The organism is Bacillus thuringiensis (assembly GCF_022095615.2).
GTDB classification, from domain to species: Bacteria; Bacillota; Bacilli; order Bacillales; family Bacillaceae_G; genus Bacillus_A; species Bacillus_A cereus_AG.
Map to the genome: position 1 here is coordinate 2,928,730 of NZ_CP155559.1, position 14,035 is coordinate 2,942,764.

The window sequence follows — 14,035 nt, forward strand, 5'->3', positions numbered from 1 at the left end:
TCACTCTCCATAAGTTAAAATCGTACGAATGGATTCACCTTTGTGTAATAAATCAAATGCCTCATTGATATCTTTAAATTCTAAATGATGAGTAATAAATGAATCTAAATCAATATCACCCTGCATATAATTTGCAACCATTTCTGGAAGCTCTGATCTTCCTTTAACTCCACCAAAGGCTGATCCACGCCATACTCGGCCCGTTACTAATTGGAATGGACGAGTATGAATCTCTTTACCAGCACCAGCTACACCAATAATAATACTTTCGCCCCAACCTTTATGACATGCTTCAAGAGCTGACTTCATTACTTCAACATTACCAATACATTCAAAACTATAATCCACGCCTCCATCTGTCATTTCGACTATAACTTCTTGAATTGGGCGATCATAATCTGCAGGGTTCACAAAATCAGTCGCTCCCATTTTTTTAGCTAGTTCCCATTTTTGAGGATTTAGATCAACTGCAATAATTCGGCTTGCTTTCGCTTGAACTAGTCCTTGAATAGCAGCTAATCCAATCGCTCCTAAACCAAATACAGCTGTCACAGCTCCTTCTTCAACTTTTGCAGTGTTGTGTACAGCACCAATACCTGTCGTTACACCACACCCTAATAAGGCAACTTTATCTAACGGAGCGTTTTCGTCGATTTTCGCTAAGTTAATTTCATTCACAACTGTATATTCACTGAATGTACTAGTTCCCATGTAATGATATAGTGGTTCTCCGTTATAAGAGAATCGAGTTGTTCCATCAGGCATTAAGCCTTTACCTTGTGTTTCTCGTACAGCACTACATAAGTTTGTTTTACCAGAACGACAGAATTTACATTCTCCGCATTCAGGTGTATATAGTGGAATAACATGATCACCAGGTTTTACTGAAGTAACTTCATCACCTACTGAAACGACAACACCGGCACCTTCATGACCTAGTACAGCAGGAAATACTCCTTCTGGATCGTCACCTGATAATGTAAAAGCATCTGTATGACAGACGGAAGTATATAGTATTTTAACTAATACCTCCTTTGCTTTTGGCTCTTCTACATCGATTTCTACGATTTGAAGTGGTTCTCCTGACTTAAATGCAACAGCAGCTCTACTTTTCAACTGAATCCCTACTTTCTTTTTCTATTGTTTACACCACTAAGATTACACTTTATAATTTTAATTACAATACTGACAAATTTGTCACTATAAACATTTTTTACGAAAGGAAGGTCAAAAATTTTGGTTATTCATTATAAGGACAAGGAATTTTTCACTGGAAAAGATTTAGCTTTATCTGTAATAGGAGGGCGTTGGAAAATAGCAATTATATGGTGTTTGTTACAACGTTCACCTTTAAGATTAAGTGAAATACAAAAAAAACTTCCTGATGTGAATCAGCGCATGTTAATCAGACAATTAAGGGAGTTAGAAGAAGATAAAATAATTACTAGATGTGTATATCCTATAGTCCCCCCAAAGGTTGAGTATGAACTTAGTGAAGTAGGTCGTCGCCTAGAACGCGTAGTAACTGCCATCTGTGATTGGGGAGATGAATTTAGTGAATTTGTAGAAATGGACGCTAATCAAGCGCCGGCTGAATAAAGCTTAATGTAATTTCAAGTAAGTCTGTAAAAGTTAGGGGACAATGTATAAAAATATGTACATGAATAGTTCAAAAAAACCACGAAACGCTGGTATGAAGACGTTTCGTGGCTTTTAAATGTCACCAAATTTATAATTTCAATTCAATCGAGTAATGATCCGATACTATCTTTATGAATGTTAGTTTAAATTTCCCTATTGAACCTGTAGCTACTGTTAGCCAATTCATACAAGAACGGATTTTCCTCTCCTTTATCCAATCTCTAAAAAAACAAATTTCTTTTTTTGAGGGAAATTAAAATGACCTGTGATATGGTTATGAATTAAAATTTAGCTCTAAAAAACATCAATATAACGTCTTGCCATCTTCTTAATCCATAACGCTTTCAATGGCAGTATTGCTGCTAATATTACATCCCCTACGCCAGCTAATTTTGTATATCGTGGATCAAGTCCCTTTTTTAATACATGATATGCTTGCATAAAAGCTACGAAAATCTACACAAAGAATAATACGATTCGGTAAAAAAAAATAATCATACAAGGCTATAACTCCTAACGAGAGAACGTTTGTTCTTTTTAAAGGTATTTTTATGAAAATTCCATTTAAAATAACCGTACTTTTAAATGTTTAAGAAACCTTAAGGGATTGTCCTTATTATTCAAATGCTAAAGTTAATCTCACCATTAACATTGCGCAACACATATTTATCCGTAAAAATCTTATTAAAACGTATCCCACAATAAAAACTGTTATAGATGAGTAAAAAATAAGTAATCAAAAGTTGTGTAATATAGACTAGAAGAATTTGTATCAAATGAAAAATCACTATAAATATCCGGACATTACGACATAAAAAGGAGTGAGCTAAAATACAGCTCACTCTTTTTTACTAGTTACATATATAGATATCACTTAACTGAAAAGTTTTATACAGGTGTTTTAACCTCTCTTTATTAAAGACCAAGCATAGGAAAATGCTTTCATGTATGATAAGTGAGCGCCACTACAATGCACTGTTGTATTTTCAATTACGTTCATATTGTTCATTCCTTTTTTTTATAACAAACTAGTCAACTAATATTTTTAGGTACCCAATTTTACAGATTTATTTTTTAACAAATGACTATAGACAATCCAAAAAAACTTTACACTTTTAATAAACTTTTGTATTATCATCTATACTTTCAATCTTAATACATTCAAACTCTGCTTCATACCCATCTCCTTGTGGACTGCAAGCATAAATGCCAACTTTCATATAATCTTTTTCCTCAAAAAGATGCGCCATTCTTATTTGTTTCCATACTGTCCCGTCTAATGAATAATCAACATAATAATTATTCCCCCTTCTTGTTATGCGATAATAAAGAGAATTTAAATCTCCTAAAAACTCTTGACTAGACCAATCAGAATATCCATTCTTTGTTACAACAACACCTAGTTTACTATTGTCATCAGGTATATACTCAACAGACGCCTTTAACCAATTATCTTTTGAAAATCGAACCATTAAACCAGCTTGATCATATCTATTTGCTGGTTTAGATTTTACTTTCGTAATCAATCTAAAGTCTCCATTTAGTTCATAGTATAAAAAATGGCCATTATCTGCTTGAAATTCATAGTGTGTTTTTTGCCAGAAATCTGTCTCTTTATCCGTTTTGATTATTAACTTCGATTTATTACTATTAACCTCCCAATCTTTAGGTGGAGAAAGCCATTTTAAACTTTTATCAAATTCCGCATTATTAAATTCTTCTATTAATTTATATTGATTGTTCATTAACAATATCTCCTTACTCTTTTATATTTATTATGAAAAAATACTCACACAGTAAAATCATTTAATCTTGATATATACTCATCTAAAAAAAGCTTTCTCAATTTTCATCTAATTAAATAATTCTTTATTCCTTAAAATCTTTTCTCAAATCAATGTCTTTCTTATTTTATAACTTCTATTCCTTTCATATATGAACGCAATACTTCCGGGATTATAACTGAACCGTCTTCTTGTTGGTAATTCTCTAAAATAGCCGCTACTGTACGACCTATGGCTAATCCAGAACCATTTAATGTGTGCACCAGTTCCGGTTTTGCACCTTGTGTACGACGGAAACGTATACTTGCACGGCGCGCCTGGAAATCTTCACAGTTTGAGCAAGAAGAAATTTCACGATATACGCCATAACTTGGTAACCAAACTTCAATGTCATATGTTTTTGCAGCTGGAAATGCCATATCCGCAGTACATAATACAATCACCCGATAAGGTAATTGTAACAATTGCAGTACCCTTTCGGCATTTGCTATTAACTTTTCTAACTCATCGTATGAATCTTCAGGTTTTGTATATTTAACCATTTCAACTTTACTAAATTGGTGCTGACGAATTAACCCTCTCGTATCACGTCCTGCACTACCAGCTTCAGAACGAAAACATGGAGTATGCGCTGTAAAATTAATAGGTAAATCTTCACCATTTAAAATTTCATCACGATAATAGTTTGCTAACGGTACTTCTGCCGTTGGAATTAAAGAGTAATCGGTGTCCTCTAATGTGAATACATCTTCTTTAAATTTCGGGAATTGTCCCGTCCCTAATAAACTATCACTATTTACGATAAATGGTGGAATCACTTCTGTATATCCATGTTCTTCAACATGTAAATCTAACATAAAATTAGCTACCGCTCGCTCCAAACGTGCCCCTAACCCATTGTAATAGACGAAGCGGCTTCCCGTTACTTTCGCTGCACGCTCAAAATCTAGTAATCCTAACTTTTCAGCAACTTCCCAATGTGGTTTTGCTTCAAATGAAAATTCATTTATTTCTCCCCACTTGCGTATTTCGACATTATCATCTTCTGATGCTCCAACAGGCACTGCCTCATTAGGTAGATTAGGTAATGCTAGCAATATTGTATTTAACTCTTCTTCTACATAACGTAACTCATCATCTAACGTTTTAATATTTTCTCCTACTTCACGCATTTCATTAATAAGTTCATTAGCATCTTGTTTTTCACGCTTTAAATTCGCAATATGTTCAGATACTTCATTACGTCTATTTTTTAACTCTTCTACCCCCACTAACAGTTCACGACGCTTTTGATCTAATTCCTCGAATTTATCTAATTCCAAAAACTCTCCACCACGATAAAGTAATTTTTTCTTTGTTTCTTCCAAATTTGTACGTAATACTTTTACATCTAACATGTTTCATTTCCCCCTTAATTAAGTAACTAATTTTTTTAAAACTAGGAATTTAACTAGATAAAATACAAAAAACTCCCGTCCCTATAAAAGGGACGAGAGTTAACCCGCGTTGCCACCCTAGTTGAAAACGCAAAAATATACGCCCTCCACTTAAATTATTAACGGCTTTTAGCCGGAAACGATTACTAACTTCGCATTGAAGTGTTCCACATTTCGCTCAAGGACGGATTCACAAGTTCTTTCTATCGGTTTACACCATCCACCGACTCTCTAAAAGAAAGAATATTTGTTACTATTTCCTTTCATCGCTTTCAAACAATATACATTTTAATTATCACCACTTTACAATAATTCTGTGTATTTATCAAGAGATGTTTTCGAAAATAAAATATATTCATAATTAATTCACAAAATCATATTTCAAAATATATCTATAAAGAAAGATATCATAATTTATCCAGAAATGGTTCGCTTTTCATAAAACCCACGAAAATATACATAAAAAATAATACGATTTACCCGAGAGAATAACCATACAATGTTATCCCTCCTTCAAAAACCTATTTAAGAAAAACTTAAGAAATTTACTTCTAAATTCATAAGAATTTTTCCCTATACTTAAAGATAATTAATTCAACAAAAGGAGAAACACTCATGAAGAAATTTGTAATTTGCATAATAGGCATAGGTCTTCCTATATACTTACTACCCTTCATATTACGCGGGGATTTAGACAAATTTAATCCGATTGCTGAAGAAAAAAATGTATACGCCGTTGCGAAGGGTTATGGTATTACAGATTATCAGTATAAAGACCGGTCTATTTACTCACTAAAAGGTGTTGATGAATTAAGGAATGAGAAAGAATATATAGTAGGAACGAACACTCCTAATGATTTTATAAGAAAAACTTACTTGAGAATTCATGTAAAAGGAAAGTATGTGTATTCTTACGATATTATTTCTGAAGAGGATATTCCGGAGAAAGTAAGAGGTCAATTGAACATAGTGAATAACTAAAAAATAAACCGATTTAATTCAGCTTATTTTTTTCATATTAAACTCCTTCAATTTTTTAATATTTATACCCAAATAAGGTTATTTCATGTGAATTGATCCATTCAAGATCTGGATATACATAAAAAATGATAGCAATTATATAAAAAGGACTCTTAATATATAAGAGTCCTTTTTCACTAAACTAGCAATGCCCTTGGAGAATAAAGAAATAATAATAACGGTTATATGCATACTTAATAGGGATTTTTCTTTCCCGCCCTCTTAAAATTTGGTCTTTATTTATTGAAATGTTGAATACCGTGCAATAACACTTCAAGTCCCCAGTGAAAACGCTCCATAGACTTCATATCTCCGGAGAACATCTCATCTCCTAGACTGAAAAGAATCGGAAAGAGAGCCGGGTCCACATTTTGGAATGTTTCTTTTATATCAGATATTTGCATAGTCCCATGCTTTTTCCTAGAAGTATGTTCATATGCTACTGAAGAAACGTATAGTAATAAAAGATCTACTCCCCATGCTGCAGATTTAGAATGAATTCCACCCTCCTGCAGTGTTGCAAGAATGTACTCTGTCAACTTAAGAATGTTTGTCCCCTTCGGAATAGATGAGAAAGTAAGTTCAGCGATACCAGGTTCCTCGTATAGTAATAAAAAATATGCACTTAGCGCCCCAATTAAATTTTCCTTCCATGAGTCTTGCTTTTGTTCAGGTAATACCAATTGACCAAGGCCATAATCCAATACCAATGAACTTAATTCTTGAAAATTTTTAACATAAACATACAATGAAGATGGACCAGTATCCAGTTCTTTTGCCACCTTACGCATGCTCATACCTGCAATACCCTGCTCTTTAAGAAGTTCATAAGCAGTTTTTACGATGAGTTCATGACTTAGCGGCTCTTTAGCTGGTCGATCTCTGCGACTAATTATTTTTCGATTTGAATTTTCCATAATTACTTTATATCATGGCCGAATATATTAGTAAATATATTATCAATTTGCAAAATCAGTATTGTATTTCTCATGGAATGAATTCATTAAGTCTGCAAGTTTAGCAGCTGCATCATCAGAGAAACTTAATTCCAAATTATCATATGACTCCTGTGCTTTTTCAGATGAATAAGCATACATTTTTTCTTCGTATTCTTCAATTGCACTAGCAAAATCTTTATTTCGGATGATTGCAAGAGCTAGATTCAATGCATCAAACATTGCTAAGTTAACGCCTTCACCTGCAAATGGTGACATTACATGAGCTGCATCTCCAATTAGAGTAACACTCGGATTACGTTTCCACTTGAAATGAATTGGGAGCATATAAATTCGTCTTTGTATAATTGAATCTTCAGCATAATGGATGTATTTCTTTAATTTTTCATCCCAATCATGAAATAACTCTAATAATTTAGCTTTCGCTTCTATAGGTTTATCTGTACAAATATCATTTTTTTCCGTCCAGTCTTTTTCAACTTTTAGACTAGCATATACTTTAATGCGACCGTCCCCATTTAGTTGAGCAAGAATTCCCTTATTATCACCTAAAGCGAATACTTTACCACGTCTGTTGAATTCGGATAAGTCTGGATGATTCTCAGCCACATTTCGTATATTAAGTTCAAAGAAAGTTAGACCTGTATACTCAATATCGGTATTCGTTAGCAAAGGACGAACACGTGAAAATGCCCCGTCTGCCCCAACAAGACCATGAACTGTATCGACAAATCCATTTTCAAAATGAAGTTGTGTCATACCGTTTTCAAGTGAAACAGCTTTTTCTAACTTATATCCGTATTTAATACAGCTTTTATCAAGAGCATTTAGCAAAAGGTCACAAAGCACACCGCGATCTATCTCAGGTCGCTCCCCTTTTTCATCAGGGGCAGTTATTTCATCGATAAAACTCTTTCCGTTTTTATCTAGAAGACGGAAATCCTCACCTTCATAGCGGGCAATTTCCTGAAACTTCTCGTAAAGACCAGCTTCTTTAAGTGCCATTTGTCCGGATTCTTCGTGAATATCCAGAGAACCGCCTCTTTGACTGTTCATATCAAGTAGTTCTCTTTCATAGATAACAGGTTCTATACCATTTTGTTGTAAAAGTAGAGCAAGCATTAATCCTCCTGGACCTCCACCAATAATAGCAATACGTTTTTGCCCTTTAGATAAAGTTGACATAATAAACACTCCTTAAATTTATTAATTTATAATCTATTCTTAAGATTTTCAATGCACCACTGTATGGTGTACCATAATCACGCATGATATTAACGTACTATCTAAAATTATTAAAAACATACCGAGTGTAACTGATCCTAATATTGAAAGAATCTTTTTTAACGAAAAATTAGTTTGTTGCGTTCTTGCTGGATTATCAAATCTCAATCCTTCTTTTCAATTTTACTTTTACACTTATGGTTTGTTCTCAATTGCACATTAACTTTAACATAACGAACACTGTTCGTAAAGTACAGCGTTCGTAAAATATACATTATATATTCGCCCTTCATATTAAAATGGCAAAAACTTTTTAAATATGCCTATAAAAATTCATGTAAAAGAAAGACACGTTGACTCTTATACAGTTATTTCTGAAAAGATTAAAGGATAATTGGAAATGCAAGATAAATAAAAGAAGCAACTCGTATGAGTTGCTTCTTTTATTTATACTCTCTTTCGATTACTTTATTAAACTTGTTATCATTGTTTTAATAACCATTGTTCCATTACTTTCACTGTTTCATCTCGTTGTGCTTTTGCCGTAATTAAACTCGCATTATCACCCTTTTGCTCACCATACATGCCAAAATTAGCATGGTTTCCCCCTTTTATCATGTGCATAGTTGTATTCTTTGACATGAACTTTTTACTGTTCTCTATTTTTTCTACAGTTGCTAAAGCATCTACTTCTCCATAAATAGATAGCATCGGAATCGATTTGGTAGAGAAATCCTCTGCGGGATAAGAACCTAAGAAAATAATCCCTTCTACCTTTTCTTCATGTTGAAAGGCATACTTAGAAATCATGGCTCCTCCCATTGAATGCCCCGCAACATACCATTTTTGAACTTCAGGATACTTTTCAATTACACTGTCTACCTCATTTATTCCAAGTATCGCTAAGTTTAATGGTAACTTAGGCATTACTACAAAATGTCCGTCTTTTGCAAGAGCTTCTCCTAAGTAACTATAAGCCTCAACTTCTACTTTAGCTCCTTGATAAAAAATAACCCCTATTTTAGTCTCTTTCTCTCCAAAGACGATATTATCTTCATCTTTTTTATCATCCACTAACGACAAGGCCTCTTTCGTTGGTTTATAAGTAAACTGAGACCAAACAAAAAAAGTAATACTTCCCATAAGTAAAATACCTAATAAAGAGTACAGAACAATTTTCATCCACTTCTTCACATATATGCCCTCCCTAAGATGTGTATATTCTATACTTTAATTATTATTAATATGATTGTCGAATAATCTTAACTAATATGTTTAGAAAAAATAATACGAGCCCTCAAATACCGTTTTACAATAAAATTTTATAAAGAAAAAGCCGATTTCTTTATCGTATAGAAAATCGACTTTAGTTTAGTTGTTAATTTAGTAATAGAAACCTTCTTTTCAAGATAATTCTGTTTATACTATAGACGTTGATCTTTCTGGAAATTTAGACGAAAATGATCCTCATCATTATATACCCCAAATTCATACCCTTGCTCTTTATAAAATTTTATAATTTCAGGAAGAGCTTGTAATGTTTGTGCCTTTTCATGCATTAGAACTACTTCCACATCTTCTGTTGTTGTACGCTTTACATTCTCTATAATTTGCTGTGGGTTTCCTTTTAATTTCCAATCATTTGAGTCTATTGTCCAATCCCAAACTTTTATTGCTGCTTCTACAATTTGATTACGAATTTCCTCACCCTTTAATCCTGGTGCAGATCCATATGGCGGACGAACTAGTTTAGGAGTTGTACCCGTAATATTATGGATAAGAGCTAACGTTTCTTTCATTTCCGGTACGAATTGTCCTTTTTTGTATAGCTTATCACTATTATGTGTCATACTATGAGCACCAATATAATGTCCTTCTTTTACCGCTCGTTTTACGTTTTCCTGAAAACCTGTATTTTGTAAATTGCTACCTTGCATAAAAAATGTCGAGGCAACATTTTGCTCTTTTAGTACATCTAAAAATTCCCCAGTTAATTCGCTAGGACCATCATCGAATGTTAAATAAACAACTTTTCCTACCGGTTTTCCATCAGGTCTTTTCTGTTTTGCCGGTGGTGTTTCCTTTTTCTTTTCTTGTTGTTGCGTATTAACTTGTTTACTACTTTCATTAGCTACTCCCTTCACTGGGATAGAGTTCCATTTCCCAATTAAAAAGAATGTGAAAAAGGTCGTTGCTAAAACAACTCCTAAAGATATGATTGCCTTCGTTACTACACTTGTTTTTTTCTTACTTTGCGATTCTTTCATTATTTTTCGATCCTTTCCCTATTAATTTTCATATTCATTATTTATAAGGCTGAGCCTTTATTCGACTGAATCATTAGTTTCAACCGGTGTTTACAATAAATAGATTAATAGAGATGGATAAAGATAAAATGCAGATAATGTCGATTTTGTTTAAAAATGATAAAAACCCCAATTTCTCTATATTAAAATCGAGAAATTGGGGTTTAGTCACTTAACAATAGTTTTTATTTAAAACAGATAACTAATTAATAATCCTGCCGATAATAAGAAGCCGAAAATCGTATTTGTCATCGCTGTTGATTTCATTGCGATGCGCATATATCCGGGATCCTTTGCTCCTTTTTGGAAACTTTGAATGGCAGAGATTGGCTTTCTCAAACCTAGGAACATAACTAATGCCCAAGGGCTTATATAACCCATCAATACAATTACAGCAATCCATAAATAAGCAATGAAAAAGGCTACAGCTAGTGTTACTATTGCTTTTTCTCTCCCAAGGAGGATTACTAATGTCTTTCTTCCACCTTTAATATCTTCTTCAATATCTCGGATGTTATTTGACATGTTAATTGCACCGACTAAAATTCCAATTGGAATGGAAATCAATACACTTTCAGTCGTTATCGTATTCGTTTGAATAAAGAAAGCAATGAGTACAAAACATGTCCCCATTAACAAGCCAGAAACTAATTCTCCAAACGGAGTGTACGCAATTGGTAATGGACCACCTGTGTATAAATACCCAACTGCCATCCCAATTAAACCGATGACGACTAACCACCAGCTACTATTCATGCAAATATAAATGCCAATAAGTGCAGCTAGTACATACAATAAAAGCGCAACTGTTAACACATTTTTTGGTTTCAATCCATGACGGACAATTCCGCCGCCAATTCCAACAGACTCAGCTGTATCTAATCCACGTTTGAAATCATAGTACTCATTAAATAAATTCGTTGCGATTTGCAATGCTAAACATGCAACCATCATCGCAATAAATAAAAGCCAATGAATTTCTGTAACATACAGTGATGCTACTGTTCCTAAAATTACAGGAGAAAACGTCGCCGTTAATGTATGCGGGCGCGTCATCTTCCATATTAATTTAGCGGAACTAATTTCTTTTTCATTCCCCATAACACTGTTCAATCTCCCTACATTTTAAGTATAAATTACTAGCAGTATCTTTCTATCTATTTCCTGCTTCATATCTATTATATCAAAAAAAGAATTGGTGATAGAACTGTAATGCTCTTGCTTGCACCATAAATTTGCATCAAAATATCGTTTTTCTAATATGGGGTACAGCCGAGATGCATGAATATTAGGCTTACAACCTTTCGAACTTATAGCTAGGTTTTATTTTGTCTATTTACAAAGAACTGGCTATGACAACTACATTAAATTTTTCAAAAGAAAATCCGTTGCTCACATTCGAACAACGGACCTTCTTTATATGAACCCATTTAAAATATCCTCAGCAATCTCTTCTGGTCTATCCCAATGCATTAAATGCCCTGTATCTGTATAAAGCTTAGTCGTAATATCAATATGTTTCTTAAATGCCGCAATCTGTAATTCTCTTATTTCTAAATAATTATCTGGAAGATCGCAATACAATAATAAAATATCGTTTTTAATTTTATGCGATTTCAACGTTTTATACACCGTATATTGAAACTTAATTACACCTCTAGCGGTATCGCCAGTAGCATGCCATTTTACTTTACTATCTTCTTCTCGCATTAAGTCATAAACCGCTCGTTCTATTAATGGTGACCACCTACTGTAAGCCAGTTTTTCTGATTGAATGAACGCTTCTTTGCTATCAAAAATATATTCATCAAAATCTTTTTCGTAATGAGTGATTTCTTCTTCTAATGATCGCGGTGGACACTCTCCTTCTTTCGCATCTTTATATAGCTTCGCAAAATAGTCTGCATTCATTTTCCCATGATGATAGCCACCATCTAACAACACCATTTTATTCACTTTTTCTGGACGCTCTGCTGCATAGTGAAGCGCAACACTTGCTCCCCATGAATGTGCTACTATATGAAATGTTTCGTTTCCTATGTGCTCAAGTAATGCCACTACCCAATTTGTTAAATGGGATGCACCGAAATCTTCATCCTTCTCAAAACTTGGTGTTTTCCCATGTCCAGGTAGATCAAACGATACAATATGATAGTTATCTTTTAAAAGTTCCGCTATTTCTATAAAACTTAATTTTGTACTTCCTAAACCATAAAAACAAATGATTTGAGGATTACTGTTATCTCCCCATTCACAAACACTTGCTTTATATTCCCCAAATTCTACAAAAAAGTGATTCATTTTTAATCTCCTCTAATTATTAGATGTAAATTAGTTTGTATGCAAAATCATTTTTTCAGAATAAATAAATTCAACAAAATTATCCAAATCCCTTTTTCGTAAATGATTTTTATAGAATACGAGGGTTAACTCTCTTTGAAAACACCCAACACTTATCATTTCAGTTAATGGTTAGACTACATCTTCACGCTCATGAAATTAATATAGTTTAATAATTGTAATACACGTCTATCATATGTGTGATGTTTCAAAGTTCTATCCAGCCCATTTTTTGCTATTTGTTTTCTTTCTTGTACATGTTCCAAATAATACTCCGCTTTTTGTATAAACTCCGGTGCATTATTAAAAGTTTCTATTTCAACGCCTGGTATGTAATGCTTTGATATATCTGGACGTATATCAGTTAATTGAAAAGAACCTACGGCATTAATTTCAAACGTCCTATTATTTACTGAATATGCTTGGATATTTGCAGCGTTACAATTCAATTCCTGATCACTTGGTGAACGATGTAAATTTATATTGATTTTAGTAGATACGTAAAACTGTAACGCATCTTCATACTTTGCAAGTGGCAAGAGTTGTATTTTACCCTTTAATCTTTCATAATTCTTTAACTTCTCCCAACCAAACCCTACAATTTTTATGTTCTTTTCTACTAAATACTCTGCAATCGAATCAACAAAATTAATTCGATTTTCAAATGCGGTGCCTATAAAACTAAGATCATACTTATATGTATCTTCTTTAAGAGAAGATTTAAGCGCATCTTGATTTGCTGCTAAAGGGAGATGAAACACATTCTTACATCCTATCCCCCTATAAAACTTGATACAATTTAAATCTTGCGTAAATATGTAATCATAATACGGAACGAGATTTCGTGTTACATCCGTATAATACGGATCATCTGTCAACCAAAGTCCAGTAATAAAACCTGCATTCTTTAGAACTGGCATAACACTATTAAATTCTCCGCTTAAACCACTTAGTACCAAAATAAAATCTGGTTTCACTTTTAACGCTGTTTTTATAGCTTCTTCTGGATTCACCATAATTGTATTGCTGTTTATCTTTTGTAAACTATTCAAAATTGCTTCTTCAATCATTGGGTAATAAAAAGGAATTCCTGATTGAATAAATAAAATTTTCTTAGGAGTATTGTCTTTCATGTCATGCCCCCTATTTCTCCATAATCAAAGTTCAGGAAAATTAGCAGTCTTTATTCATTTTTATGACATCTTACTTTACATGTATAAGCAACGTTTATGTCCATTATGTTGAACTCCCCTCATTTCACGGACTAATGAGATTTTTGAAGGTGCTGCTTCTTGTAATATTGTTTCATCTTCTTTAGAATCTGTTAC

The 14,035-nt window shown here is 33.3% G+C and carries 12 protein-coding genes, 1 pseudogene and 1 other annotated feature; of the genes and pseudogenes, 2 read left to right on the forward strand and 11 right to left on the reverse strand.

Translation table 11 applies throughout. The annotated features are described in order from the left end of the window. On the reverse strand, positions 1-1,116 hold the full coding sequence (locus tag KZZ19_RS15215) for an S-(hydroxymethyl)glutathione dehydrogenase/class III alcohol dehydrogenase (protein WP_088096898.1): 1,116 nt from the start codon (positions 1,114-1,116) through the stop codon (positions 1-3). A gap of 120 nt (positions 1,117-1,236) precedes the next feature. On the opposite strand from KZZ19_RS15215, the gene KZZ19_RS15220 reads away from it, so the two are divergent. Continuing rightward, on the forward strand, positions 1,237-1,599 hold the full coding sequence (locus KZZ19_RS15220; RefSeq protein WP_088096899.1) for a winged helix-turn-helix transcriptional regulator: 363 nt from the start codon (positions 1,237-1,239) through the stop codon (positions 1,597-1,599). 351 nt (positions 1,600-1,950) lie between these two features. Here KZZ19_RS15220 and KZZ19_RS15225 read toward each other — a convergent pair. The 3 genes and pseudogenes from KZZ19_RS15225 to serS all read right to left on the reverse strand — a co-directional run. Continuing rightward, positions 1,951-2,143 (reverse strand): annotated as a pseudogene (locus tag KZZ19_RS15225) (DNA repair protein); the annotation flags it as partial. A 613-nt stretch (positions 2,144-2,756) separates the two neighbouring features. Further along, the gene (locus KZZ19_RS15230; protein ID WP_237982204.1) at positions 2,757-3,386 is read right to left on the reverse strand and encodes a DUF1349 domain-containing protein; all 630 of its coding nucleotides are present in this window, start codon (positions 3,384-3,386) and stop codon (positions 2,757-2,759) included. Positions 3,387-3,547: 161 nt separating this feature from the next. Next, positions 3,548-4,822: a serine--tRNA ligase gene (gene serS / locus KZZ19_RS15235; protein WP_237982205.1), complete on the reverse strand. Its 1,275-nt coding sequence runs from the start codon at positions 4,820-4,822 to the stop codon at positions 3,548-3,550. Between the two features lie 85 nt (positions 4,823-4,907). Continuing rightward, positions 4,908-5,137 (reverse strand) — a binding site (T-box leader). 339 nt (positions 5,138-5,476) lie between these two features. Here serS and KZZ19_RS15240 point away from each other — a divergent pair. Continuing rightward, entirely contained in the window at positions 5,477-5,842 is a 366-nt protein-coding gene (locus KZZ19_RS15240) for a YxeA family protein (RefSeq protein WP_237982206.1), read from the forward strand. Positions 5,843-6,117: 275 nt separating this feature from the next. On the opposite strand, the gene KZZ19_RS15245 is transcribed toward KZZ19_RS15240, so the two are convergent. From KZZ19_RS15245 to KZZ19_RS15275, 7 genes are all read right to left on the reverse strand, one after another. Then, a complete protein-coding gene (locus KZZ19_RS15245) occupies positions 6,118-6,798 on the reverse strand; it encodes a TetR/AcrR family transcriptional regulator (RefSeq protein ID WP_176535838.1) in 681 nt (226 codons plus the stop codon). A 42-nt stretch (positions 6,799-6,840) separates the two neighbouring features. Beyond that, positions 6,841-8,022, reverse strand: a complete 1,182-nt coding sequence (locus KZZ19_RS15250) for an FAD-dependent oxidoreductase (RefSeq protein WP_226545218.1) — start codon at positions 8,020-8,022, stop codon at positions 6,841-6,843. A gap of 522 nt (positions 8,023-8,544) precedes the next feature. Further along, positions 8,545-9,255 (reverse strand): alpha/beta hydrolase, encoded by a 711-nt coding sequence (locus KZZ19_RS15255; RefSeq protein WP_226545217.1) that lies wholly within the window; start codon positions 9,253-9,255, stop codon positions 8,545-8,547. A gap of 230 nt (positions 9,256-9,485) precedes the next feature. After that, positions 9,486-10,328, reverse strand: a complete 843-nt coding sequence (locus tag KZZ19_RS15260; protein ID WP_226545216.1) for a polysaccharide deacetylase family protein — start codon at positions 10,326-10,328, stop codon at positions 9,486-9,488. A 228-nt stretch (positions 10,329-10,556) separates the two neighbouring features. Continuing rightward, positions 10,557-11,468: a 1,4-dihydroxy-2-naphthoate polyprenyltransferase gene (gene menA, locus KZZ19_RS15265; protein WP_237982207.1), complete on the reverse strand. Its 912-nt coding sequence runs from the start codon at positions 11,466-11,468 to the stop codon at positions 10,557-10,559. Positions 11,469-11,783: 315 nt separating this feature from the next. Beyond that, entirely contained in the window at positions 11,784-12,668 is an 885-nt protein-coding gene (locus tag KZZ19_RS15270) for an alpha/beta fold hydrolase (RefSeq protein WP_237982208.1), read from the reverse strand. Positions 12,669-12,844: 176 nt separating this feature from the next. Next, the gene (locus KZZ19_RS15275) at positions 12,845-13,840 is read right to left on the reverse strand and encodes a CgeB family protein (RefSeq protein WP_237982209.1); all 996 of its coding nucleotides are present in this window, start codon (positions 13,838-13,840) and stop codon (positions 12,845-12,847) included. Positions 13,841-14,035: the final 195 nt, after the last annotated feature.

What these genes read in the sequence shown, in the direction of transcription:
- KZZ19_RS15230 (WP_237982204.1), bottom strand. Translation starts at nt 3,386, where the DNA reads ATGAACAATCAATATAAATTAATAGAAGAATTTAATAATGCGGAATTT.
- serS (WP_237982205.1), bottom strand. Translation starts at nt 4,822, where the DNA reads ATGTTAGATGTAAAAGTATTACGTACAAATTTGGAAGAAACAAAGAAA.
- KZZ19_RS15240 (WP_237982206.1), top strand. Translation starts at nt 5,477, where the DNA reads ATGAAGAAATTTGTAATTTGCATAATAGGCATAGGTCTTCCTATATAC.
- KZZ19_RS15245 (WP_176535838.1), bottom strand. Translation starts at nt 6,798, where the DNA reads ATGGAAAATTCAAATCGAAAAATAATTAGTCGCAGAGATCGACCAGCT.
- KZZ19_RS15250 (WP_226545218.1), bottom strand. Translation starts at nt 8,022, where the DNA reads ATGTCAACTTTATCTAAAGGGCAAAAACGTATTGCTATTATTGGTGGA.
- KZZ19_RS15260 (WP_226545216.1), bottom strand. Translation starts at nt 10,328, where the DNA reads ATGAAAGAATCGCAAAGTAAGAAAAAAACAAGTGTAGTAACGAAGGCA.
- menA (WP_237982207.1), bottom strand. Translation starts at nt 11,468, where the DNA reads ATGGGGAATGAAAAAGAAATTAGTTCCGCTAAATTAATATGGAAGATG.
- KZZ19_RS15270 (WP_237982208.1), bottom strand. Translation starts at nt 12,668, where the DNA reads ATGAATCACTTTTTTGTAGAATTTGGGGAATATAAAGCAAGTGTTTGT.
- KZZ19_RS15275 (WP_237982209.1), bottom strand. Translation starts at nt 13,840, where the DNA reads ATGAAAGACAATACTCCTAAGAAAATTTTATTTATTCAATCAGGAATT.